Annotated in this window: 22 protein-coding genes; 5 read left to right on the plus strand and 17 right to left on the minus strand. The window is 44.2% G+C overall.

Translation table 11 applies throughout. The annotated features are described in order from the left end of the window. Positions 1 to 108 precede the first annotated feature (108 nt). Positions 109 to 1,074, minus strand: coding sequence for a UV DNA damage repair endonuclease UvsE (uvsE, locus tag ACSVDE_RS13890; RefSeq protein ID WP_439301464.1), 966 nt, complete (start codon positions 1,072 to 1,074; stop codon positions 109 to 111). 115 nt (positions 1,075 to 1,189) lie between these two features. On the opposite strand from uvsE, the gene ACSVDE_RS13895 reads away from it, so the two are divergent. Then, positions 1,190 to 1,369 carry a hypothetical protein gene (locus ACSVDE_RS13895; protein ID WP_439301465.1) on the plus strand — a complete coding sequence of 60 codons (180 nt, stop codon included), beginning with the start codon at positions 1,190 to 1,192 and terminating at the stop codon, positions 1,367 to 1,369. A 198-nt stretch (positions 1,370 to 1,567) separates the two neighbouring features. Here the strand turns inward: ACSVDE_RS13895 and eno are convergent, their stop codons facing one another. The 10 genes from eno to ACSVDE_RS13945 form a co-directional block, all read right to left on the minus strand. Further along, the gene (gene eno / locus ACSVDE_RS13900) at positions 1,568 to 2,857 is read right to left on the minus strand and encodes a phosphopyruvate hydratase (protein ID WP_439301466.1); all 1,290 of its coding nucleotides are present in this window, start codon (positions 2,855 to 2,857) and stop codon (positions 1,568 to 1,570) included. A gap of 35 nt (positions 2,858 to 2,892) precedes the next feature. Further along, a complete protein-coding gene (gene gpmI / locus ACSVDE_RS13905) occupies positions 2,893 to 4,425 on the minus strand; it encodes a 2,3-bisphosphoglycerate-independent phosphoglycerate mutase (protein ID WP_439301467.1) in 1,533 nt (510 codons plus the stop codon). Further along, on the minus strand, positions 4,418 to 5,179 hold the full coding sequence (tpiA, locus tag ACSVDE_RS13910; protein WP_439301468.1) for a triose-phosphate isomerase: 762 nt from the start codon (positions 5,177 to 5,179) through the stop codon (positions 4,418 to 4,420). Before tpiA ends, gpmI begins: the two co-directional genes overlap by 8 nt. A 41-nt stretch (positions 5,180 to 5,220) precedes the next feature. Continuing rightward, complete coding sequence (locus ACSVDE_RS13915; RefSeq protein ID WP_439301469.1) at positions 5,221 to 6,405, minus strand: phosphoglycerate kinase; 1,185 nt, start codon at positions 6,403 to 6,405, stop codon at positions 5,221 to 5,223. A 316-nt stretch (positions 6,406 to 6,721) separates the two neighbouring features. Continuing rightward, on the minus strand, positions 6,722 to 7,729 hold the full coding sequence (gene gap / locus ACSVDE_RS13920; protein WP_439301470.1) for a type I glyceraldehyde-3-phosphate dehydrogenase: 1,008 nt from the start codon (positions 7,727 to 7,729) through the stop codon (positions 6,722 to 6,724). Positions 7,730 to 7,791: 62 nt separating this feature from the next. Further along, complete coding sequence (locus ACSVDE_RS13925; RefSeq protein WP_439301471.1) at positions 7,792 to 8,805, minus strand: sugar-binding transcriptional regulator; 1,014 nt, start codon at positions 8,803 to 8,805, stop codon at positions 7,792 to 7,794. A 138-nt stretch (positions 8,806 to 8,943) separates the two neighbouring features. Next, a complete protein-coding gene (locus tag ACSVDE_RS13930; RefSeq protein ID WP_439301472.1) occupies positions 8,944 to 9,186 on the minus strand; it encodes a glutaredoxin family protein in 243 nt (80 codons plus the stop codon). 123 nt (positions 9,187 to 9,309) lie between these two features. Next, positions 9,310 to 10,638 carry an RNA polymerase factor sigma-54 gene (rpoN, locus tag ACSVDE_RS13935; protein WP_439301473.1) on the minus strand — a complete coding sequence of 443 codons (1,329 nt, stop codon included), beginning with the start codon at positions 10,636 to 10,638 and terminating at the stop codon, positions 9,310 to 9,312. A gap of 103 nt (positions 10,639 to 10,741) precedes the next feature. Continuing rightward, positions 10,742 to 11,338, minus strand: a complete 597-nt coding sequence (locus tag ACSVDE_RS13940; protein WP_439301474.1) for a cupredoxin domain-containing protein — start codon at positions 11,336 to 11,338, stop codon at positions 10,742 to 10,744. 83 nt (positions 11,339 to 11,421) lie between these two features. Continuing rightward, complete coding sequence (locus tag ACSVDE_RS13945; protein ID WP_439301475.1) at positions 11,422 to 11,664, minus strand: hypothetical protein; 243 nt, start codon at positions 11,662 to 11,664, stop codon at positions 11,422 to 11,424. 133 nt (positions 11,665 to 11,797) lie between these two features. On the opposite strand from ACSVDE_RS13945, the gene ACSVDE_RS13950 reads away from it, so the two are divergent. Next, positions 11,798 to 12,796 (plus strand): LCP family protein, encoded by a 999-nt coding sequence (locus ACSVDE_RS13950; RefSeq protein ID WP_439301476.1) that lies wholly within the window; start codon positions 11,798 to 11,800, stop codon positions 12,794 to 12,796. 119 nt (positions 12,797 to 12,915) lie between these two features. On the opposite strand, the gene ACSVDE_RS13955 is transcribed toward ACSVDE_RS13950, so the two are convergent. Both ACSVDE_RS13955 and fdhF read right to left on the minus strand, forming a co-directional pair. Next, positions 12,916 to 13,386 (minus strand): DUF1641 domain-containing protein, encoded by a 471-nt coding sequence (locus tag ACSVDE_RS13955; RefSeq protein WP_439301477.1) that lies wholly within the window; start codon positions 13,384 to 13,386, stop codon positions 12,916 to 12,918. Further along, the gene (fdhF, locus tag ACSVDE_RS13960) at positions 13,386 to 16,340 is read right to left on the minus strand and encodes a formate dehydrogenase subunit alpha (protein WP_439301478.1); all 2,955 of its coding nucleotides are present in this window, start codon (positions 16,338 to 16,340) and stop codon (positions 13,386 to 13,388) included. Before fdhF ends, ACSVDE_RS13955 begins: the two co-directional genes overlap by 1 nt. Positions 16,341 to 16,826: 486 nt before the next feature. Between fdhF and clpP the strand changes: the two genes are divergently transcribed. Together clpP and ACSVDE_RS13970 are read left to right on the plus strand one after the other, a co-directional pair. Continuing rightward, a complete protein-coding gene (gene clpP / locus ACSVDE_RS13965; protein WP_439301479.1) occupies positions 16,827 to 17,420 on the plus strand; it encodes an ATP-dependent Clp endopeptidase proteolytic subunit ClpP in 594 nt (197 codons plus the stop codon). A 96-nt stretch (positions 17,421 to 17,516) separates the two neighbouring features. Continuing rightward, entirely contained in the window at positions 17,517 to 18,002 is a 486-nt protein-coding gene (locus ACSVDE_RS13970) for a Gmad2 immunoglobulin-like domain-containing protein (RefSeq protein WP_439301480.1), read from the plus strand. A gap of 78 nt (positions 18,003 to 18,080) precedes the next feature. Here ACSVDE_RS13970 and ACSVDE_RS13975 read toward each other — a convergent pair whose 3' ends face one another. Beyond that, on the minus strand, positions 18,081 to 19,817 hold the full coding sequence (locus tag ACSVDE_RS13975) for an aromatic amino acid hydroxylase (protein WP_439301481.1): 1,737 nt from the start codon (positions 19,815 to 19,817) through the stop codon (positions 18,081 to 18,083). 415 nt (positions 19,818 to 20,232) lie between these two features. After that, positions 20,233 to 21,084, minus strand: a complete 852-nt coding sequence (locus ACSVDE_RS13980) for a VOC family protein (protein ID WP_439301482.1) — start codon at positions 21,082 to 21,084, stop codon at positions 20,233 to 20,235. Positions 21,085 to 21,212: 128 nt separating this feature from the next. Here ACSVDE_RS13980 and ACSVDE_RS13985 point away from each other — a divergent pair, with 128 nt between their 5' ends. After that, positions 21,213 to 22,121: a nuclease-related domain-containing protein gene (locus tag ACSVDE_RS13985; protein WP_439301483.1), complete on the plus strand. Its 909-nt coding sequence runs from the start codon at positions 21,213 to 21,215 to the stop codon at positions 22,119 to 22,121. 319 nt (positions 22,122 to 22,440) lie between these two features. Here the strand turns inward: ACSVDE_RS13985 and ACSVDE_RS13990 are convergent, their stop codons facing one another. After that, on the minus strand, positions 22,441 to 22,698 hold the full coding sequence (locus ACSVDE_RS13990; protein ID WP_439301485.1) for an HPr family phosphocarrier protein: 258 nt from the start codon (positions 22,696 to 22,698) through the stop codon (positions 22,441 to 22,443). A gap of 129 nt (positions 22,699 to 22,827) precedes the next feature. After that, complete coding sequence (gene whiA / locus ACSVDE_RS13995) at positions 22,828 to 23,763, minus strand: DNA-binding protein WhiA (protein ID WP_439301486.1); 936 nt, start codon at positions 23,761 to 23,763, stop codon at positions 22,828 to 22,830. Between the last annotated feature and the right edge of the window lie 21 nt (positions 23,764 to 23,784).

The following is a 23,784-nucleotide window of genomic DNA, read 5'->3' on the forward strand; positions in this document are numbered from 1 at the left end:
CATTTTTAATCTCAAGCGCAGCAAAGGTTATTGGTCAGTGCCAGGCACTTTTCGGATAGCTTACAGTACCAGTACTTCATGAATAGTGCCTGGCACTGTAGGTCTTTTTTACTTCACGTAAAAGCTCGCGCCGTCAACGATTTCGACATTCGGATGATCCTTCAGATCTCTCATAAGTTGGAAGAGGGCTTCGTCCTTTTTCTTCGCTTCAATCATACAGTCGATCTGATCGACGCTACCTTTGATCTGATTCAAGAAGTCCATGAACATTTCAACATTGACATAGTCTGCATGTGAACGAAATTGCTTTTCACTCTTAGGGCTTGAGATATGCATCTTGACCGGTAAGGGTGAAGTCGACCACGATTTCACGACCCGCTCCCATTCTTCTTCCCAATGTTCGTTTTCATGGTGTGCGAGGTGATGGTGGTAATCGAAAACAAGTGGCACACCGAGCTTTTCACATAAATACAAAGTGTCTTCCAGATGAAAGGACTTGTCGTCGTTTTCAAGGATAATCATTTCTTGAACACCTGTCGGAATGAGCATCCAGTTATCAACGAACCTTTCCAGTGCAATCTGCCGGTCTCCATACATTCCCCCAACATGTAGCACGCATCGATGTGTCGGGTCTATAGACATTCCATCCAACAAACGTTTATGCAGCATGAGCGTTTTCACCGTCATCTTCAACACATCTTTTTTCGGCGTGTTAACTAGCACGAAATGGTCCGGATGGAAATCGACCCGCATGTCTTTTTCTTTTACAAATTCACCGATATCATGAAGCTCTTCGGTAATGGCATCCATGTAGTTCCAATCCGGAAGTTCTTCATAGGTTGCCAAGGGAACGAGTCTTGAAGTCATTCGGTAAAACTGGATGTCATGTGCCGCATTATGACGCAGGATTCTCAACGTGTTATGAAGATTGGCTCTCGTAATCCGCTCGAGCTTCAACATCGCCGCATCCCTGTTCTGAATGCTGTTGAAGTTTTTGATGGTCATCGTTTGGGATGGGGATGCATTTTGAAGGCTCAACGCCATTGCGACATATCCGAGACGAACAAGTGTCATATCTAAACTCCTCCGATTTCCTGTTACGGTTAGTATTGCCTAAATGTCATGGTAAATGATGATGAACATAATTTTTTCAGAGGAAACCATATTAGAAATATGGAGGTGTTCTGCAATGACAAAGAAAGATCCAAATATCGAAAAAAATAAAGAATTGCAAACGGCGACGAACCTGAACCCAGGATTCACCGTCCAAAGTGATGCCTTCCAACCGCTCGATATGCTCATTGAACAAGCCGACAGTGGGATCGAGCCCCAACGAAGCGATGTACATGCCGACAACGAAGACATGTAACGAGACTTTCGACCTTTAGTGTCAGGTACCGTTTCAGAACCGTTGCGTCGCAACGGGTTCAGAATGGTACCTGGCGGCACTCCCATAACAAAAGAGAACCCCAATTGGCGGCCGTCCAATCGGGGTTCTTCCTTGCATGATTCAGATCAGCAGTTGTGCTTCCACTTCCCTGAATGTGTGTTGCTTTATTTAAATAACTTACTTGTTGATGTTGTAGAATGCGTCTTTTCCAGCGTAGTAACCAGCGTAGTCGAGCTCGTCCTCGATACGTAGAAGCTGGTTGTACTTCGCTACACGGTCTGTACGAGATGGTGCACCCGTCTTAATTTGTCCAGCGTTTGTCGCAACCGCAATGTCAGCGATTGTGCTGTCTTCTGTTTCACCAGAACGGTGAGAGATGACTGCAGTGTATCCAGCGCGCTTCGCCATTTCGATTGCGTCGAATGTTTCTGTCAACGTACCGATTTGGTTTACTTTAATCAAGATGGAGTTACCAACGTTACGCTTGATACCTTCAGAAAGCTTCGCTGTATTCGTTACGAACAAGTCGTCACCGACAAGCTGTACTTTGTCTCCGATAGCAGCGGTAAGCTTTTCCCATCCGTCCCAGTCGTTTTCGTCAAGACCATCTTCAATGGAAACGATCGGATATTTCGAAGTAAGCTCTTCGTACCAAGCAACCATTTCTTCAGATGTTTTCGTAACACCTTCACCAGATAGATGATATTTGCCATCTTTATAAAGCTCAGAGGATGCAACATCCAATGCCAATTTCACTTCTTCGTCAGGCTTGTATCCTGCTTTTTCAATCGCTTCGATAATCGTAGAGATTGCTTCTTCGTTGGATCCTAGGTTCGGAGCGAATCCACCTTCATCACCAACAGCTGTGTTCAAGCCTTTTTCCTTCAATACTTTTTTCAACGTGTGGAAAATTTCAGCACCGACACGAAGCGCTTCACGGAAGGATTCCGCGCCAACTGGCATAACCATGAATTCTTGGATGTCCACGTTGTTGTCCGCGTGTTCTCCACCGTTCAAGATGTTCATCATTGGTGTTGGAAGAGATTTCGCGTTGAATCCGCCAAGGTAGTTGTAAAGCGGTACACCAAGGTGATCTGCTGCCGCGTGAGCAACTGCCATGGATACACCAAGGATTGCGTTAGCGCCTAGCTTACCTTTGTTTTCTGTTCCGTCAAGCTCAAGCAATTGCTTGTCGATTGCCACTTGATCAAGCGCGTCGAAGTAGACAAGCTCAGGAGCGATCACTTCGTTTACGTTGTTTACAGCGTTCAATACGCCTTTTCCGAGGTAACGGTCTTTGTCACCGTCACGTAGTTCAACTGCTTCGTACTCACCAGTTGAAGCTCCACTTGGTACAAGTGCGCGTCCACGAGCGCCGGACTCTAGCCATACTTCTACTTCTACTGTTGGGTTACCACGAGAATCTAATACTTCACGAGCAAAAATGTTAATGATACTTGATGGCATTACATTCATCTCCTTATTTTTAAAAAAGTATAGGTTTATTTAATCAGTGTTTTTCCTGTCATTTCTTTCGGCTGCTTACCTCCGAGAAGGTCAAGAACAGTCGGTGAAAGATCCGCTAAAATTCCATCTTCGCGGAGTTTCGCACCTTTCTTCGTCACGATGACAGGTACAGGGTTCGTCGTATGAGCTGTCATCGGGTTGCCTTCCTTCGTGATGACTTCATCTGAGTTTCCGTGGTCAGCTGTGATAATCGCTGCTCCATCTTTTTCTAAGATAAGATCGACAATTTTACCGAGACACTCATCAACCGTTTCGACCGCTTTGATCGTCGGCTCAAGCATTCCTGAGTGTCCGACCATGTCCGGGTTGGCAAAGTTCAAGATGATCACGTCATGCTTGTCCGCATTCAGTTCATCGAGCAATGCGTCCGTCACTTCATACGCACTCATTTCAGGCTTCAAATCGTATGTTGCGACTTTCGGCGAGTCGATTAAAATTCGCTCTTCACCCGGGAACTCGTTTTCACGACCGCCACTAAAGAAGAAAGTCACGTGCGGATACTTTTCCGTTTCCGCAATACGAAGCTGCTTGTAATCTTGCTGAGCAAGAACTTCTCCGAGTGTGTTATCGAGATTCGTCGGTTTGAATGCCACTTCACCATCGACCGTTTCACTGAACTGCGTCAAGCAGACGAAGTGCAAGTTTTCCGGACGACCTTCTCCACGATCGAAACCACGGAAGTCGTCGTTCGTGAATACTTGAGAAATTTGGATTGCACGGTCGGGACGGAAGTTGAAGAAGATGATCGCGTCATCGTCTTTAATCGTCGCAACCGGTGATCCATCGTCTTTCGTGATGACAGAAGGAAGGACGAACTCGTCGTAGATTTCATTTTTGTAAGAATCATCAACGACTTCGATCGGATTCGTATACGATGGGCCTTCACCGTAAGTCATCGCTCGGTACGACCGCTCCACACGATCCCAACGCTTGTCACGATCCATCGCATAATAACGACCAGATAGGGTTGCGATTTCACCCACACCATACTCGTTCATTTTTTCTTGTAGCGCAGAGATATACCCTTTTGCCGATTGTGGACCAACGTCACGTCCATCCAAGAATCCGTGGATATAGACCTTTTCAACGTTTTCTTCCTCAGCCAGCTTCAGCAACGCATATAAGTGATCGATATGACTGTGGATACCGCCATCGGATAACAGTCCGAAAACATGAAGGGCTGAATCCTTCTTCTTCACGTGATCCATCGCATCCAAGAAAGTTTGGTTTTCATAGAATTCGCCTTCTTTAATGGAAAGGTTCACACGAGTCAAGCTTTGATAAACAATTCGTCCAGCACCGATGTTCAAGTGCCCAACTTCGGAATTCCCCATTTGGCCGGGCGGAAGTCCGACCGCTTCTCCACATGCCTGTAGCTGGGCGTGCGGAAACTCGTTCCAATAACGGTCAAAGTTCGGCTTGTTCGCCTGGGCGACCGCATTCCCTTCTGTTTCATCCCGTAACGCAAACCCATCAAGAATGATGAGTGCGACTGGTTTTTTAGCCATTATGAACAACCTCCAACAACTGTAAGAAAGACTGTGGCTTCAAGCTTGCGCCACCAACAAGTGCACCGTCGATATCGGATTGGCTCATAAGATCTTCAATCGTTTCCGGTTTCACACTTCCACCGTACTGGATACGCACTTGGTCCGCAATCTCTTGAGAAAACTTCTCTGCAACCACTGTACGGATGTAAGCACAAACTTCGTTAGCATCTTCTGAAGTGGCTGATTTTCCAGTTCCAATCGCCCAGATCGGTTCATACGCAATGACGACGGTAGGCACTTGCTCTTCAGATAATCCGCTTAGCGCTTGCTCGACTTGCTTTTTCACGTGAGGCTTCGTTTCGTTGTTCTCACGCTGTTCGAGGGATTCCCCGACACAAACGATTGGTACAAGGTCATGCTTAAAGGCAGCGTGGACTTTTTTGTTGACGGATTCATTCGTCTCACCAAACATTTCACGACGTTCAGAGTGTCCGAGAATCACATATTCAACATTCATATCGTTCAGTGCATGTGGGCTGATTTCACCCGTAAATGCGCCGCTTTCTTCAAAGTGCATGTTTTGTGCCCCAATATGAAGTTTCGTCTCAGCTGTTTCATTTACAAGGGCATTCAGGAATAAAGCAGGTGCACAAATGACAGAATCGACTTTTTCTTCTGAAGGAATCAATTCTTTGATTTCCTTAACGAAGCTTTTTGATTCTTCGAGCGTTTTATGCATTTTCCAGTTTCCTGCGATAATCGGTTTACGCATCCTTTAAGGACCACCTTTCTTCAACTAGAGTTTCTGTAAAATTACTTGTCTTGTAGAGCTGCTACCCCTGGAAGAACTTTCCCTTCCATAAATTCAAGGGATGCTCCTCCACCTGTCGAGATGTGGCTCATTTGATCGGCATAGCCGAATTTCTCAACTGCTGCTGCGGAATCTCCGCCACCGATGACACTGTACGTGTCCTTTGCGTCAGCTAGAGCTTTTGCCACACCTTTTGTTCCATTTGCGAATGTATCAATCTCGAATACACCCATCGGTCCGTTCCAGATGACAAGCTTAGAGCCTTCAATCACGGACTCGTACTCTTCACGAGTAGCTGGTCCGATATCAAGCGCTTCCCAGTCAGATGGAATTTCGTCGATTGAGACGATTTTCGTGTTCGCGTCTCCAGAGAAATCATCCGCTACAATAACGTCTTTCGGCATGTAAAACTTCACGCCTTTTTGCTCCGCTTTTTCCATGAATGATTTCGCAAGATCGATCTTATCTTCTTCTAGTAATGACTTTCCGATGTCATAACCTAACGCTTTTACAAACGTGTATGCAAGACCGCCACCGATAATCAGGTTATCAACCTTGTCCAATAGATTGTCGATGACACCGATCTTGTCCTTTACTTTCGCTCCGCCAATGATCGCTGTGAATGGACGCTCTGGTTCAGCCAATGCTTTCCCAAGAACCTCTAATTCTTTCTCCATTAAAAGTCCAGCCACGCCAGGTAGGTGATGAGCGACGCCTTCAGTAGAAGCATGGGCACGGTGCGCAGCGCCAAACGCGTCATTGACGTAAACATCCGCCATGTCAGCGAATGCTTTTGCTAGTTCCGCGTCGTTCTTCTCTTCTCCAGCTTCGAATCGTACGTTTTCGATCAACAAGACGTCTCCATTGCTTAACCCGGAAATCGCTTTGTTGACTTCTCCACCATACACTTCGTCTGTTTTCGTCACTGTCTTGTTGAGTAGGTCGCTTAGACGCTTCGCCACAGGATCAAGGCGCAGTTCTTCTACTACTTGACCTTTTGGACGTCCTAAGTGACTTGCGAGAATGACTTTTGCTCCTTTTTCAACGAGAAGTTGAATCGTCGGCAGTGCTGCACGGATACGCGTGTCATCCGTCACTTCTCCATCCTTCATTGGCACGTTGAAGTCGACACGGCAGAACACTGTTTTCCCGTTTACATCGACATCGCGAATAGATTGTTTTTGCATTCGGAAAGCCTCCTTAAGTACATGAATTCAGTTAAATGTCCGATAAAAATTCAAATTGGTCAGATAAAAAGCGATTTAAGTCAGATATATTTCAACTTTTGTCAGATAAAAATCAAAACAGGTCAGAAATATACACAAACTTGTCCGATAAACATATCAGAATCGCTTTCCATCAGAACTTTCGTATATGGACATGTGAAAAGAGGAGTAAAAACTACCCCTCTTCCCCCACAATCTATATTCTATAGAAACTTGCGATTCAGGTACAGTTTTTCATAGTGAAAACTGCTCTGACCAAGTCTCATTTAGAGTTTTCTTACAAACCTTTAGATGCGATGAAAGCAACAAGGTCAACAACACGGTGAGAATATCCGCTTTCGTTGTCATACCAAGAAATTGCTTTAACCAAGTTTCCTTCCATAACCATAGTAGATTGAGCATCTACTGTAGAAGAATCAGGGTTGCCGTTGTAATCAGTTGATACGAGTGGCTCTTCGCTGTATCCAAGCACACCTTTCAAGTTTGTTTCAGAAGCTTCTTTCAATGCTGCGTTCACTTCTTCAACTGTTACATCTTTATCAAGCTCTGCTACAAGGTCAACAAGAGAAACGTTTGGAGTTGGAACACGCATAGCCATACCGTTCAACTTGCCTTCAAGCTCAGGAAGGACAAGGGATACCGCTTTTGCAGCACCAGTTGTTGTCGGGATGATGTTCTCTCCAGCCGCACGTGCACGACGGTAGTCCTTATGTGGTAGATCAAGGATTTGTTGGTCGTTCGTGTAAGAGTGAACTGTTGTCATCATTCCGCGTTTTAGACCGAACTTGTCATGCAATACTTTTGCAAGTGGTGCAAGACAGTTTGTCGTACAAGAAGCGTTAGAGATGACGTTGTGGCTAGCTGCATCGTACTTGTCTTCGTTCACACCAAGAACGACTGTGATGTCTTCGTCCTTCGCTGGTGCAGAGATGACAACTTTCTTAGCGCCGGCTTCAATGTGCTTCGCAGCATCGTCACGTTGTGTGAAACGTCCAGTAGATTCCACTACAATTTCAACACCAAGATCTCCCCAACCAAGTTGAGCTGGGTCACGCTCAGAAAGAACTTTGACTTCTTTACCATCTACAACAAGGTTTTCACCGTTTACTTCTACTTTCGCATCAAGCTTACCGTGAACTGTATCATATTGAAGTAGGTGTGCAAGCATGTTTGCATCTGTAAGGTCGTTTACTGCTACAACCTCAACGTCGTTGTTCTTAAGAGCTGCACGGAATACGTTACGTCCAATACGTCCAAAACCGTTAATACCAATCTTTGTTGCCATGTTAAAACTCCTCCTTGGAATGTGTATGTTAAGTAATAGTATCTGACAGAGTATGCCAGTCCTTAAATCAACTCTTTTGCTGCGCCTTCATCTGTTATCAGAATCTGACGCGGTCCGCGGTTCATGTAGGCTGCAATTGCATTCGCTTTACTACTGCCCCCTGCAACCGCAAAAATCGTTTTATCATCCGATAAGTCATCAAGCTGCAATCCGACAGTTTTCACTTTGTGGACGATGGATCCGTCCTTGTCGAAGTAGTAACCGAATGCTTCGGCAACGGCTTGATGTTTTTCAATTTCATGAAAAACGTTTTCGGATGATTTTCTGCGTTCTGCCATCGTTTTCGCTTCACCAATTCCGTGAATGACGATTTCAGCAGATCGGATCTGGTCCAGTACATCTTTTACACCAGGCTCTTCAATCAAGGATTGATACGACTCTTCGCTTAATTGATCTGGGACATGTAAGAGTCGATACTCTCCATTGGCTTTGCGCGCCATTGTCGAGCAGATCGTATTCGCCTGATTTTCAACCTGCTCCCCTAATCCGCCCCTTGCAGGGACAATCAGAGGTTTACTTTTATTCGGCAAGGGCTTCATCATTTCAGCCACAGCCGAAAGGGTCGTTCCTCCAGTAACAGCGATGGTTTTCTCGGTTTTCAGAAGCGGGAGAAGACGTTTGATTGCCGCTTTCCCCATTTCTTTTTTAACCCATTGATCTCGATCACTGTCACCTGGCACGATAATCACTTCTGCCAACTTTAATTTTTCCCGTAAACGCTCTTCTAAAACATGAAGTCCTGAAACTTCTTTCATAATATTTTCAAGTTCTAGGAGAATATGATTGCCTTCATCGGTCAATGTCATACCTGACGAGGCGATATTCAAGAGACCTTGTTTGCTCAGGAACTCCACTTCCGCCCGAAGCACCCTTTCCGTCTGTTGAAGGTTCGCTGCTAAGCTTCGCCTTCCGATCGGCTGGAGATATCGGACGTTCTGAAGGATGCGGTAGCGGTTTTGCATAACATCCATTAAATCTGGCAATAATTTTCGTTGTATTTCAATGATCGGCTCCATCGCAACTCCCCTTTATGAGAGTAAGTAGGACTATTTTTGTCCCGGTTAGTCATATTATGTCCCAATTCATGTAAAAAAATTTACTGCCCTTTCAATTAGTATAATAGCAAGTCTTTGAAAGGTGTTCAACTAATATAACTAAATAAATGTAAGTAAGCGTTTTCTTAAGGAAATTCGATCGATTTTACCATATTGCAGGTCTTCGCCAGCCACCTGTACAACCGGAATCATCAGGCCATAAGCCTCCAGCCACTCATCGTTTGAGTGAATGTCTCTTTCTTCTATTGTAAAACCAAGTTCCTCTTGCAGGTCCTCCAAGATGAGGAGCGCTTGATCGCAAAGCGGACAATTCTCTTTTGTGTAAAAATGAACGGTCAACATATGTAAGCTCCTTTGGTTCTCTTTTATTCCCTTATCGTTACCCGAAGATTCGTTTTCTGTGTTTTCGGGACACGATAAGCCTTATCCAAATGAAAAGATGGAACAGGTTTCGTTCCATCTTCATTATACTACAAGTGATTTTCGTTTGGATGAGGAAGGGATGCGTAATTCTTCCCGGTATTTCGCAACCGTTCGTCTCGAGATGTCGATTCCTTCTTTTTTCAGTTTGTCGGCGATCTTTTGGTCCGAGAGTGGCTTTTGTTTCTTTTCAGCTTCAACCAACCGCTGGATCTTGATTTTCACCTGGGCTGACGAAGTTTCTTCCGTATGATTCCCTTTATCCAGCTTCGAAGTGAACAGCGATTTCAACTGAATCGTCCCTTTCGGCGTCTGGATCGTCTTGTTTTTGACCGCTCGGCTGATGGTCGATTCGTGCACATCGATTGCTTGTGCGACTTCCTTCAACGTCATCGGCTTCAATGCCTCATACCCTTTTTCAAAAAAGGTGCGTTGCTTCTGAACGAGGAAATCCGCGAGATTTTGCAAAGTTTCCCTGCGCTGCTCTAGGCTTCGCTTCAACCATTCATACTTTTGCAGTTGTTTTTCCAAATAAGAGCGAGCATCCGAGTGACGTTTCATGATACGGAAATATCGATCATTCAAGGTCACCTCTGGAACCAGTTCCTCATTCATACGGATCTTGAATCCGCCGCTATCATCATTCTCAATGAAAAATTCCGGTTCGACCCACTCGCTGCGTTGTTTCGAGAAAGCGGAGCATGGTCTAGGGTTAAGCGAGCGAATGATCGCATCCGCCTTTTGGAGCTCCGACAACGAAATGCTCAACTTCTTGGAAAGCTGGCTGAACTTTTTATCCGCAAGATCCGGAAGATGATGTTCAATGATTTCCTGGACCACTGGCGATGTATCATCACCCGCTTTGTATTGTAAAAGAAGACATTCCGAAAGCGTGCGGGCACCGACACCGACGGGCTCTAACTGCTGGATGACTCCTAATGCCTTCTCGATCCTGTCCATCTCAATGCCGAGCTCTTCTTGCAAACATTCGAAACTGCAATCGAGATAGCCGTTTTCATCCAGGCAATAAATCATATACTCGACGATGGTCTTCTCCTCCTCCGGTATCTCGAGCCAGGTCAATTGACCGACTAAATATTGCGGAAGAGAAGGATCTTCTGATTTTACATAATAGATTGGATGAACTTCATCGTCTTCATAAAACCATGAGTCCTTGTCGAAAGTCGTAGGTTGGTCGACTTTATCTGTATGTGTGTCTCGTTCGATCAGTTCTATAATAGGATTCTCTAGTGCTTGTTGACGTAGAAAGTGAGCTAATTCAAGTGTTGGGTATTGTAAAATCGTGATTGCTTGCCGTAACTCGTTCGTCATGACAAGTTTCATCGATTGCGTTTGATATAGACCTAACTCCATAACAATACCTCCCTAACACCATCATATCAAAAATGTATGCGCTTTATCACTATGCAATATTTACAAAAAAAAGAGTGTCCGACAAATGAACACTCTAAACAATTTATTCTTCTACAATGATTGTTCCTTTCATACCGGCTTCTTTATGGCCAGGTACACTGCAGTAAAATTCAAACTCTCCTGTTTCTTTCGGAATGAATTTTATACTGACCGTTTGACCTGGCTTTGCATTCATGTGTAGCGTCTTTTTATGCTTTTCGTCACTGTGCGCAAAGGCTTTCTTTGTGCCTAATAGCCGATCGAGCATGGATGTCTGGTCTGGGTGATCGGGCATATCACTCATGAAGGTCATTTTAATCTCCATCTCATCTTCCACAAAATCGTGAAAGACTTGTCCATCATTCGTCATGACAAATTCATACTCTTGCCCTTTCTTTAAAGTGATTTGTGATGGCTCGAACTTCATTTCTGTTGCTGTAATTTCAATTGTATTGCCTTTTCGATCCGTTTCATGTGCTTTATCGCTGTTCTTGTCGGCTTGATTCGCATCGTCTTGGTCCTCATTCTTCAGTTCTTCATCAGTCGTTGCGGAGTCATCAGATTTCGGAGCATCTTCTTTTTCACCTGAACCGCACCCAACTAAGAAAGAGATCATGAGTATAGAAACGACCAAAAAAAATGTATTGCGTTTTAGTTGCATATTTTTCACTCCTGGACCTTGTTATTGGTCTAAAACTAACAAAGTTACTTTTAATATGCAAACGTTCAAAAATACAGATTGGATCACTTATTTTCATGATTTTCATGTTCAATTTCTGCATAACGCACTTGATGTTTATTGTCTTCTGAAATTTTTTGCCGGTCAAATGAAACTCTTCCCGACAACATGTCGTCATATGGAGTGTACTCATTATTCGGGAGTTTCTTCCGGCGGAACATTTTATATATGATCATTGCGGGGATAATAACGTACATCCCGAATGCGAGGGAAATTTGAAGAGTGTGGTACACTTGCTCGATGTCCATTCAACAACCCCCTTAAAAAAATATTTTTCCCGACATTTATACAGGACTTTACAAATTGTGATATAATTTAGTGTCAGTATGTAGTGTTGATATGGCATGTTTTTATAATGTTTAATTGGTGGTGAAAGAGTTTATGCCTTCACGTATAGATCGAAAAAAGCAAAAAAAGAAAGGCAACTTTCTGAAAAAGACGCTATTATTTCTAGTCATCATGTTCATAGCTGTCGCCGGCTATGCTGCTATAGAGTATTATCGAGGGCTTCAACAAGCAGAACCTTCAAAAGAGATGGAATCCGATTATGAATTCAATGCAGAAGAACCCGTCGAAGGAAAGTATAATGTCCTTCTCTTAGGTGTTGACGCTCGAGAAGGGGAAAACAATTCGCGTACAGACACGATCATGATTGCTCAATACGATACAGATACTGATCAAGCAAAATTGGTGTCTATCATGCGTGACTCCTACGTTGAAATTCCGGGTTACAAAGATAACAAGATCAATGCTGCCTTTTTCCACGGTGGTCCAGAACTGTTGAGACAAACGATCAAAGAGAACTTTGACATCGATATCCATTATTATGCGCTCGTGGATTTCAAAGGCTTTGAACAAATCGTTGATACAGTCGCTCCAGAAGGTATCGAAATGGACGTCGAAAAACGGATGTCCACGAACATCGGAGTGACATTAGAACCGGGTGTACAAAAACTGAATGGTAAAGAGCTATTAGGTTATGCTCGTTTCCGTCATGATGCCAGAGGTGATTTCGCCCGTGTCGAAAGACAACAAGAAGTGGTTTCTAAAGTAAAAGATGAATTCACAAGCCTCTATGGAATCAGTAAGCTTCCAAAGGTTATTGGAACGATTCAACCTTATATTGATACGAACATGAAAACACTGACTGCGGTTGGACTGGCTAAAGATATCATGACGAACAAAGGTGAAATCGAAACGTTGAAGATCCCTGTAGAAGGTGGCTTCACTGAAACATCCAATTCCGCAGGATCCATTCTGCAACTCGATTTTGAAAAAAACACACAAGCACTGCAAGACTTCCTCGGACTCGGACCTGGTTCAAACACGTACACTGATAACTCAGAAACCGACGAAGAAGAAGAAAGCGAAGAATCATAAAGAAAAGATTGGGGGACCGTCCTCCAATCTTTTTTTGCTTTGGAAGTGCCAAGTACCGAATGAGAACCGTTGTGTAACAACGTGTTCTGTTCGGTGCCTGGCACCGCAGTTCTTTCTTACTATTCCCTGCCCATGCCTTTCAGGAAGGCGAGGAGCATGCGAATGGATCGGTTGATTTCCGGGTCTTTCAGCGCTTTGAGCAGTTGAAACATACTGATCAAGTCTTCTTTTTCTTCTTCTTTATTCGCTTCCAGTATCCCTTCATTCATCCGCTCCATGAGTGGTTGCATTTTTTCAAACTCGACCTTTCCGAGGAATCCCATCAAGTCGACCATGTTGCGAGCGAACTGAGCATTCTGTGGGCGGTTGATTTCTTGAAACAGTGCAGAAGTCGCTTGATCTTTATGATGGACGAGTGCACTTAACAAAGGTAGAACATCGCTTTCGTGCAGCCGGTCAACGAGCGTAAGCATTTCCAATACGGCTTCTTTCCGCTCGACCAGTGCATCTTCAATTTCTTCCATCCCTTGCTCTCGGATTTGATCTTTTGAAGGAACGAGTGGCTCGATTTTTCTCGTCGGCTTTGCCATTATTTCTTCACTTCCTTCTTACGGATGATGTTCCCAGGAAACACATAATCATCACGCTTCCATTTCTCTTCAATCCGCACACCGATTTGTGGATTCCGGTTTCCGAATCGGTGATTGTTGTGTGGTAGCGGTCTTTCACCCTTCTCTTCCAGCACTTCCATTTTAACCGCTGTATCCTTATAAGCTGGTGTATCCGTATCTTTATCCACTTCACTGGAAGTCAATTTATTGATGGCAAGTTCTCCATTATCATTCAGCGGGATAAAGAGCTCATTCCCCTTCACTCGATCGGTTACGACGACACGACCTTTAACGGAACCCGTCCTCGATGTCAGCTTGACGAGCGCTCCATCTTTCACACCACGCTCTTCAGCAAGTTCAGGAGACACCTCAATGAACGCACTCGGTGTTTTTCTTGTGATTCCTTCCGATTTGTAAGTCATGTTCCCTTCATGGAAATGCTCAAGCAATCGACCACTGTTGACGTGCAGGTCATACTCCACGTCTGTCCCTGTCGGTTCTGTCCAATCCACGAAATACAGCCGTGCTTTTCCATCTTCAAAATGAAATTTATCTTCATACAACATTGGCATATCAATTCCTTCAGGATCCACCGGCCAGATCAGACTGTTGTACCCTTCTAATCGTTCATAAGAAACACCGGCAAACATCGGGGTCAGACTCGCTGCTTCGTCCATGATTTCGGCTGGTCCTCCAAAATTCCAGTCTGCACCAAGCTCTCTCGCTAACATTTGAACGATTTCCCAGTCCGGTTTCGCATCACCTAAAGTCGGAAGCGCTTGATAAATCCGCTGGATGCGACGCTCGGTATTCGTGAACGTTCCTTCTTTTTCAAGACTAGGAACGGCCGGTAAAATGACATCAGCGAATTCGGATGTCCTCGATAAAAACAGATCCTGGACGACAAAGAAATCCAATTCCTCGAATCCACGTTGTACGTAATTCGCATTCGCATCGACGATTCCCATATCCTCACCGTGTAAATACAGTGCTCGCAAGGATCCTTCGTGCATTGCATCGACCATCCCGTGGTTCGTCATACCAGGTTCAGCGGGCAGCTCGCTTTTCCAAGCTTTTTCAAACTTGCCCCGGATCTCATCATCCTCCACATCCTGATAGCCAGGGAACGAATTCGGCATGCTACCGAAATCACTGCAGCCCTGAACGTTGTTATGCCCTCTAAGGGGGTAAGCACCTGTACCGTGACGACCATAATTCCCTGTCACGATGAGCAAATTGGAGATCGCGGTGCTCGTATCACTGCCACCCTTCTGTTGGGTCACACCCATCGCCCAGCAGATGACCGTCGAATCTGCTTCATGAATCGCTTCCGCAATGTGGATCATCGTTTCTTTGGAGAGACCAGTCACCTCTTCTGCATACTCGAGTGTGAACTTCTTAATCTTTTCTAAATACTCGTCCACATTGTTCACCCGGTTATGCAAGAATTCTTCATCGTGCCACCCTTTTTCCACGATATAATTCGTCACGGCGGACAACCAGATCAAGTCTGTACCTGGAACTGGCTGGAAAAACAGATCGGCCCGTTCTGCCATTTCGTGTTCACGGATATCTGCGACAATGAGCTTCTGTCCGAACAACTTTTGAGAGCGCTTTATTTTCGACGCCAAAACCGGATGGGACTCGGCTGTATTAGACCCAATCGTGATCACAAGCCCGGCCGTTTCAATGTCTTTCAACGAACCTGCATCTCCACCGTATCCGACCGTTCGGAAAAGCCCTTTCGTCGCTGGAGACTGGCAATAGCGGGAACAGTTATCTACGTTGTTCGTTCCGATCACTTGGCGTGCGAGCTTCTGCATCAAATAAGATTCTTCATTCGTCGCCTTGGAGGAGGAAATGAATCCAAGCGCATCCGGTCCACTCTCGGCTTTGATTTCAGACATGCGTTTCGCGACATACGAAATCGCCTCGTCCCATTCAACCTCTTTAAACACATCCCCTTCACGGATCAGTGGCTTGGTGAGACGTTCTTCACTGTTCACATAATCCCAGCCGAACTTCCCTTTGACACATGTGGAAATTCCATTTGCCGGCGCTTCGGGTTGAGGCTGTATTTTTAAAATATCCCGTCCTTTCGTCCAGACGTCAAAGCTACAGCCGACTCCGCAATAGGTGCAAACCGTTTTTGTTTTTTTGATGCGATCTTCTCGCATTTCCGCTTCTGTGTCCGAAATGGCAAACAATGGACCAAAACCGGATTCTACATTTTTCGTAAAATTAATCATGGACCGCAGTGTGCCTTGTTCCACATCTGTAAGATAGCCCGCTTCCTTCAACATCGGCTTTTCCATCAATGCGTTGCACGGACACACCGTGACGCACTGACCGCAATTGACACAGGACGACTCGTCGATCGGAACGTCATTATCCCAGATGACGCGAGGCTGTTCGCGCGACCAATCGATTGAGAGCGTTTCATTGACCTCGACATCCTGACACACCTCGACACAACGTCCGCACAGTATGCATTGGTCTGGATCATATCGGTAAAAGGACCCGGAATAATCGACTTCGTAGCCTTTCTCTTTGAACGGTATGTTCTGATGTTCCTTCTGCATTTCTGCAACCGTATTATGTATGTCACACGTGCCGTTGTTGTGGTCACAAACCGTACAGTAGAGCTCATGGTTTTTCAATATACGGTCCATCGCCAGGTCTTGCGCTTTATGTACATCTTCAAGTTGGGTTTGGATGACCATATCAGTTTCAAGCTTCATACCACATGCCCTTTGCAATTCTCCGTTCACTTCGACGATGCATGTGTCACAGCTCTGGATGGGGCCAAGACTCTCGTGAAAACAGACGGAAGGCACATCGACCTCTTCCGCTTTGAGAAATTGTAGTACATTCTGTCCAGCCGTCGTTTGGTATTCGACACCATTGACCGTTACTTTGATCACTTCAGTCACATAAAGGACCTCCCTTTTTACCACGTTATACTCTTATCAACATTTTTACCCGACACCCTCTTTTATAAAACTTTTATCCTCGATTCAACGTTTAAATCCGCTAAGAACGGGAAAAATGGTATGATGTAACCATAGTCCATACATAATGATCTCAATAGTCTTTCATGGTTTGAATAACATCTGTTGATAAGAAGAAATTCACGAGACTCCTGCGGGAATAGCGAGCCAGGCAAGACCCCGCTTCGACTAAGCCACACCACGTCCTGTGGTGAACGTCGAAGTCACCACATCCTGTGGAAGTGAGGCTTGCGGTTCGCACGTGGAAAGCGAGTGAATTTCGAAGAATCAACGAATGCTTTCATCAAGGAGAAAATCGTCGAACGAAAAGTACGGTCGATGAAGCCTAATAGTTTGACCTATATTGACCTATTGAGTAAGATGAAATTAAGCCATAAAGATACTTATGGAAAGAGGAGGATTTCTGAAATGAACTTAATCCCAACAGTTATTGAACAAACGAACCGCGGAGAACGTGCCTATGACATTTACTCCCGCCTTCTAAAAGACCGTATCATCATGCTAGGGAGCGCGATTGATGACAATGTAGCGAACTCGATCGTTGCACAGTTGCTATTCTTAGCTGCAGAAGATCCAGATAAGGATATCTCCCTTTACATCAACAGTCCTGGCGGATCCATCACTGCTGGAATGGCGATCTACGATACGATGCAATTCATCAAACCAAAAGTCAGCACGATCTGTATCGGTATGGCTGCATCCATGGGTGCATTCTTACTTACAGCAGGTGAGCCTGGTAAGCGTTATGCACTTCCAAACAGTGAAGTCATGATTCACCAACCACTTGGTGGAACGCAAGGGCAAGCTGCTGACATTGAGATTCACGCTCGTCGTATCATCGAAATGCGTGAGAAGATCAACAAGATCATCGCTGATCGTTCTGGTCAACCAGTCGAAGTTGTAGAACGTGACACGGATCGTGACAACTTCATGAGTGCACATAAAGCGAAAGAATATGGCTTGATCGATGACGTTATTGAAAAGCCAGTAGCAACAACTTAATAAGGAACAGAGAAAGGTTGACCGATAGGGTCGACCTTTTTTTATGGGTAAAAAGTGAAAGAACACTCATAAGCTGAAATAAAGGAGGGATTTCGGTTGAAACGTCTTGTTGTCTTAATATTGATTGTCCTTCTTGGATTTGGAACCTACCAATGGTTTTCGGAAAATGAAAGTCCACCTCCAGCGTCTGAAGAACAGCAGGGTCAGGATCAAAAAGAGCCTGATGAGGATGGGGATACAGGATCGGATGAAGACGCAGCGGTCGGTGATCCGGTTGAAAACGATGCCTTCAAGATTGAAAGTCCTCTCCCGAACGAAAAAGTCAGTGGTGAGTTCCTTTTTAAAGGTAAAGCAAGGGTGTTTGAAGCCGCTTTTCAATATGAATTGAAGGATGGCGACACGGTAATTGCCAGTGATTTTCTGATGGCATCGGAAGGCGCGCCGGCATGGGGTACTTTTGAAACGACGATTTCAGTACCTGAAGATTTGAAAGATCAATTGGTTATCAAGGTTTTCGTAGAGAGCGCCAAAGACGGCTCAGAAATCAATATCCTGGAGATCCCTCTGAATGTAGAAAAATAGATTGAATAGAAAAAACCAGAGCAGTGGGAGGATGCCGCTCTGGTTTTCCTTATTTGTGCACGATTCTTTCAAATCGGATTAAGCTGATTTTCGAACTTTGATCAAATGGAGCCCATTGTTGATCCATTTATTGAGCTTGGGTTGTTTTTTCATTTCTTCAAGATCCGTCATCAACTTGTTTTTCGTCGTCGGTAACAACGGTTTCTGGGTGAGAATCTCTACAATTTCGAGTCTTAATAGCCAATCTTCAGGGAAGTCTTCCAACTCCGTCACGACGAGGTTGATGGTCTCAATGACTTCTTGTGGTGTCTTCTCTTCCTCTCTCAAACTACGAATCTTCCCGTACAATTTTTCAAGCGGAGAATGTTCTCTCGGTTCTACTGGATCCTCTTCATCTCTCACATCCCCACCAAAGAAATGCTCACTGTCGGCAGCTCCAGCGAAGACCGAAGTGATTCGGCTTCCGACCGCCATATCGAAGATTCCTTCGTCCGTTTCAAAAAGAACGATTCCTTCATGCGTCACTTTTGCACCTTCAATACCCAACATGATGACTTTATCGTTTTTGCGGACGACATGATCGAGTGTACCTTGGACAACGACACCTGAATCAAATTCCAACCGAAGTGGTTCTCCTACTTCAAGACCGTTCGCGACAAAGTCTTCATCTGTCCAATCTTCGAGTGCTTTTTCCGATCCAGTGAGATCACCGATAGGAGAACTAAAGCCTTCCACATGGCTGTCTTTCCCGTGCCCTTCAAGCACTTCATCATTTACGGAGAGGGCTGTTGGTCCCTCCGTTTTCATTAAAATCGCTTTCCCATCAGTGTCTTTGATCAGTTCCGTCACAGTTCCTGTCACCTGGAGGCCAGAGCTGAAGACAGAAGTGGCTGTGTTCGCCGATCGGACCGCTTTATCCAGGCTTTCCGTACCTCCGACTTTGAATGCCATCGTCTCAGAGAACTGTTCCACCGCTTCAATCAATTGCTCGAAGCTTTCACAGACAAAGAGTTGTGGCTGCTGGGTGGTAATGTCGAAACCTGTGTTGATCGCCGTTTCCAAATCGAATGGAAGTTTCATAACTTCATCTGATAAACTCGTGACACTTTCACCGATCGAAGACAATAGACCTGCTCCGTACAGTTTCGGTTTCTCTACAGTACCAATCATTCCGAATTCGACCGTCCACCAGTATAACCTTGAAATCTGTTCAGCTTCAGAAATCTCGTTGACCGCTTCCTGTTTTTCTTTAAAATTCGAACGTGCCGCTTCGATCTCTTCTTCAGATGCAGAACCATCTTCTAGTATCGCAGACAAGGAACGAATGGCATCAAACAGTTCATGCTCTTCCTTGGTCGCGAGTGCCTTCGATCCGATCTCACCGAACAGTTTTACAAATTGTGCAAAAGTAGGATCTGAAAGGATCGGTGCATGCCCAGCCGCTTCATGAATAATGTCAGGAGCTGGTGTGTAATCGATGTTTTCGAGTTTACGAATGTCCGTTGCAATCGGCAAGTATCCATGAGCCTGGAAATCGAAGAACATGACAGCCGGAATGAATCCGTCAATCGTAACAGCTCCCCAACCGAATGGCTTCAAGCTCTCGTTCATATCATCGACTTTCGGAATTGAATCGATTTTGATCCCAGATGAAACCAAGCCATCCGTATACGCCTCATGCGCCACATCTTTCAAGAAATTATGATTCTGTCGCATGACATAACGCCAAACCGCGTGGTTGATCGGTGAATACTTCTCGTGATGCTGCTCCACAACAAATTTTCTTAAATGCGCCGGTAAAGGTCTTTGTTTCATCTTTCATTCTCCTTTTATTTTGAATTTATTTGTTTTTTGGAAAACAAAAAAACCTTTCATCCACATAGGGACGAAAAGTTTCCGCGGTACCACCCTGATTGATGAACTGAATCGTTCATCCACTCATACATAAAGCCCTTCACTTGCAATGTAATTCACGAATTCGACTGCCCGGACTTTCACCACCCGTCCGGTCTCTATGTGCTGCCCACCGAATTGCTACTGCTTTTGCAAAGGCTTTGATATTGAATTGAATTCTTTTACACACTTAAACGCTTAGACGCTTTTAAGTACTAAAGTTAAGTTATCCATACTATACACAGGACTTTTCAAAACGTCAACCCATTTTTTTCAGAAAAGATGACTTAAAACATGAAAAAAGCATCAGCCTCTAGTGCTGATGCCTTTTAAAAATTTATTTTGCATCTAGTAAAATTCGATTACCTGAAGGATCCTCCGTCCATATAAGATCTCCTTCGGTTTCTACCGAATATCCCATCCTGTTCAACTGCTCAACTCTTTCATTCCTTTGCGCCTCATCATGAAACTTTATGGAATACCATCGCATATGAACACTGCCCTGATCTGGTTTCGGAATGTCCGTCCCATTCCACGTATTCAGTCCGATGTGATGGTGATAGCCACCTGTTGAAACAAAGAGTGCTCGGTGCCTCATCGGTATCGTTACATCAAATCCGAGTCCATCGACATAAAATCGCTTTGCTTCTTCCAAATTACGAACATGCAAATGAATATGACCGATGACCGTATCGGATGGGAGACCGTTCCAGTGTCCATCTCCCGCTTGGATGACGCCCTCCATGTCTATCGGATCACTCACCAACGGCAGCTCTTCTCCCTGCCAGGTCCATTCTTCAGGTGGCAAATCGCGATAGACTTCAATTCCATGACCATCAGGATCGGCTAAATATAAGGCCTCACTGAACAGATGGTCAGCAGCTCCCTGTAAAAGATAGCGCTTTTCCTGCATATGGATGATGAAGTTGCTTAAATCCTTTCGTGAAGGCAACAAGATAGCAAAATGGAACAATCCCGTTCTTCTTGCTTGTTTCGGGGCAGCCTCTTGATTTTCAACCAACGTAATGAGTGGATTAACACCATCAGCCGTTAACGTGATTGACTTTCCTTCTTCCGTTAGTACTTTGAAACCTAGCTCTTCTGTATAAAACGCCCTCGATCTCTCTATTTCTGAAACGAATAACTCAACTTGATTGACATATGGATTGATCCCACGATGAAATGACATGTTCATCCCCTCTTTTCACTTACTTTTTATAAGTTAATATAATAGTAGCAGCTTTTCTTAAGTAAGTAAAGGGGTTGTACAAGTTCTTAAATACAGGTATGATTACTAAAAATGTAAAGGAGAGGGATATGAAACCTCGCTATGAATCAAAGGAATTAAGGATTATGAGGTCATTAAATGTTCGAATGAAGCTCTCACAAGATGATAAGAATTATAAGGACAACCTTGAAAAAGGCTACATAGGTGAAAAAAGATTCGATAATTTGGCAGAACCTTTTCTAGTTGGAAAGATCGTTCTCAATGACATGTTGCTGGAGCATAACAACACTGTATGTCAAATGGACTCACTAATCCTTTCATCCCCAAAAATCAATCTGATTGAAATTAAAAATTTCGAAGGTGATTACTATATTGAACGTGAACATTGGTATTCAACATCCGGGAATGTTATAAAAAATCCCTTACATCAGCTACACCGAAATGAAATTGTATTAAGAGGATTGCTTAAAAGATTTGGTTACAATGTACCCATTGAACCATACCTAGTCTTCGTAAACCCCGAATTCCATCTTTACGACTCGTCTCGAAATCTCCCGATCATACATCCCCCTCAGTTAAATCGCTTTTTGAATTACTTGAAGAAAGCTCCCCCGCATTCAAAAGGTCAGCATCCCCAACTGCCCCAACAATTATTAGCTCATCATCTGACAGAAAATCCATATTCAAAGTTACCAAAATACCAATATGATCAGCTCAAGAAAGGGATTTATTGTCCTCAGTGTTTGACGCTGTATAGCAGATTAGAAAGAACCTCTCTGAATTGTAAAAAATGCGGCAGAACCGAAGAATATCAGCAAGCTGTTTTGAGGGCCGTGGAAGAATATCAAATGCTCTTCCCAGACAAAAAAATAACAACGAGTGGCATACATGAATGGTGTCGTATTATTCATGACAAAGCGTCGATACGCAAAATCCTTATGAGCAACTATTTACTAGTAGGTTGTGGAAGGAATTCCTATTATTTAAGATCTGACTGATATATTAGGTTTTTCGTTTTCACACGATCAAATGTCCTCTTTCGTTAGGTGACTTGCTTTGTTTTAGTGTTTTCACCCCAGCAAATGCCCTCTTTCGTTAGGTGACTTGCTTCGTTTTAGTGTTTTCACCCCAGCAAATGCCCTCTTTCGTTAGGTGACTTGCTTTGTTTTAGTGTTTTCACCCCATCAAATGCCCTCTTTCGTTAGGTGACTTGCATCGTTTTACTGTTTTCACCCCATCAAATGCCCTCTTAAACAGGCTTTTTTAACAAAATAAAAAAGTACTATCCATTTCCAACCTCTGGATAGTACTTATGTATTACTCTGCGGTGGTTACAAAGTGTTCCAATGCATTGAGTGCTTCTTTTTCATCTTTACCATCTGTGACGATTGTGACCGTCGAACCAGAAGCAACTGCTAAGCTCATGATTCCCATAATGCTTTTTGCGTTCACCTTTTTCCCGTCTTTCTCCAAAAACACATCTGAAGAAAATCGGTTTGCTTCTTGAACAAATAATGCTGCTGGTCGAGCCTGTAATCCGGTTTTCAACTCAACCCTCAATTCCTTTTCCATCACTGGTCCATTCCTCCTTGTACATTCCCTGTTTATAATATATATATCGCTTACCACGAATTAATGTGAAGTTCTTAACAATTTGTAAAATGTAAGCGTTCTCGTATGATCTTGAAAGAAAAACGTCTGAGGTTACATTTGACCCAGACGTATTTTGTTCGCCAATTCATCGAGCTTTCGCAATCGGTGATTGATCCCTGATTTGCTGATCGGTCCTGTAGAGACGAGGTCTCCCAGTTCTTTCAACGAAACATCCTGGTACTTCACACGCAGTTCGGCGATTTCCCGAAGCTTATCAGGTAACGTTTCAAGACCGACTTCCCGTTCGATCAGCTTGATGTTTTCAACCTGTCTCATGGATGCACCGACGGTCTTGTTCAAGTTCGCCGTTTCACAATTCACGAGACGATTGACGGAATTCCGCATATCTTTCATGATCCGGACGTCTTCGAATTGTAAGAGTGCATTATGCGCACCGATCAACGTCAGAAATTCCGAGATCTTTTCTCCTTCTTTCATGTAGATGATAAATCCTTTTTTCCGCTCTAACATTTTTGCATTTAGTCCAAAAGAATTAATCAAGTTCAGAAGAGATTGTGAATGTTCTTCATACATGGAGAAGATTTCGAGATGGTAGGCAGATTCAGGATGGTTCAATGATCCCCCTGCCAGGAAAGCCCCTCTCAAATAAGATCGTTTACAACAACTTTTCTTCGTAATGGACGTGGAAACATCCCGTTTGAAAGAAAAGGTATCATCGATGATGTCCAGTTCACGCAGTAACGTTCTGGAATCTTGCTTGATGCGCACGATATAGACGTTGTTTTTCTTTAATCTCATCTTTTTACGTACGAGTAATTCCGCTGGGTAACTGTATAGTTGCTTGATCAATGTGTAGATGCGTCGTGCAATCGCTGCATTCTCTGTCGGAATATCCAATATGATCTCCCGGTTGGCAAGCGATATCGACCCATTCATCCGAATCAGTGCAGAAAGCTCTGCTTTTGAGCAACAGCTCTTCAGCTCCAGCTTGGTCAGTTCTTTTTTCGTATCGGATGCAAACGACACTACTGACACCCCCTCACCCAT

It is taken from the genome of Pseudalkalibacillus sp. Hm43 (assembly GCF_051842935.1).
GTDB lineage: Bacteria > Bacillota > Bacilli > Bacillales > Fictibacillaceae > Pseudalkalibacillus.

Bases quoted from the DNA above. Each gene is read 5' to 3' on its own strand.
- uvsE (WP_439301464.1), bottom strand. From the start codon at position 1,074: ATGACACTTGTTCGTCTCGGATATGTCGCAATGGCGTTGAGCCTTCAA.
- ACSVDE_RS13895 (WP_439301465.1), top strand. From the start codon at position 1,190: ATGACAAAGAAAGATCCAAATATCGAAAAAAATAAAGAATTGCAAACG.
- eno (WP_439301466.1), bottom strand. From the start codon at position 2,857: ATGCCATCAAGTATCATTAACATTTTTGCTCGTGAAGTATTAGATTCT.
- gpmI (WP_439301467.1), bottom strand. From the start codon at position 4,425: ATGGCTAAAAAACCAGTCGCACTCATCATTCTTGATGGGTTTGCGTTA.
- tpiA (WP_439301468.1), bottom strand. From the start codon at position 5,179: ATGCGTAAACCGATTATCGCAGGAAACTGGAAAATGCATAAAACGCTC.
- ACSVDE_RS13915 (WP_439301469.1), bottom strand. From the start codon at position 6,405: ATGCAAAAACAATCTATTCGCGATGTCGATGTAAACGGGAAAACAGTG.
- gap (WP_439301470.1), bottom strand. From the start codon at position 7,729: ATGGCAACAAAGATTGGTATTAACGGTTTTGGACGTATTGGACGTAAC.
- ACSVDE_RS13925 (WP_439301471.1), bottom strand. From the start codon at position 8,805: ATGGAGCCGATCATTGAAATACAACGAAAATTATTGCCAGATTTAATG.
- ACSVDE_RS13930 (WP_439301472.1), bottom strand. From the start codon at position 9,186: ATGTTGACCGTTCATTTTTACACAAAAGAGAATTGTCCGCTTTGCGAT.
- rpoN (WP_439301473.1), bottom strand. From the start codon at position 10,638: ATGGAGTTAGGTCTATATCAAACGCAATCGATGAAACTTGTCATGACG.
- ACSVDE_RS13940 (WP_439301474.1), bottom strand. From the start codon at position 11,338: ATGCAACTAAAACGCAATACATTTTTTTTGGTCGTTTCTATACTCATG.
- ACSVDE_RS13945 (WP_439301475.1), bottom strand. From the start codon at position 11,664: ATGGACATCGAGCAAGTGTACCACACTCTTCAAATTTCCCTCGCATTC.
- ACSVDE_RS13950 (WP_439301476.1), top strand. From the start codon at position 11,798: ATGCCTTCACGTATAGATCGAAAAAAGCAAAAAAAGAAAGGCAACTTT.
- ACSVDE_RS13955 (WP_439301477.1), bottom strand. From the start codon at position 13,386: ATGGCAAAGCCGACGAGAAAAATCGAGCCACTCGTTCCTTCAAAAGAT.
- clpP (WP_439301479.1), top strand. From the start codon at position 16,827: ATGAACTTAATCCCAACAGTTATTGAACAAACGAACCGCGGAGAACGT.
- ACSVDE_RS13975 (WP_439301481.1), bottom strand. From the start codon at position 19,817: ATGAAACAAAGACCTTTACCGGCGCATTTAAGAAAATTTGTTGTGGAG.
- ACSVDE_RS13980 (WP_439301482.1), bottom strand. From the start codon at position 21,084: ATGTCATTTCATCGTGGGATCAATCCATATGTCAATCAAGTTGAGTTA.
- ACSVDE_RS13985 (WP_439301483.1), top strand. From the start codon at position 21,213: ATGAAACCTCGCTATGAATCAAAGGAATTAAGGATTATGAGGTCATTA.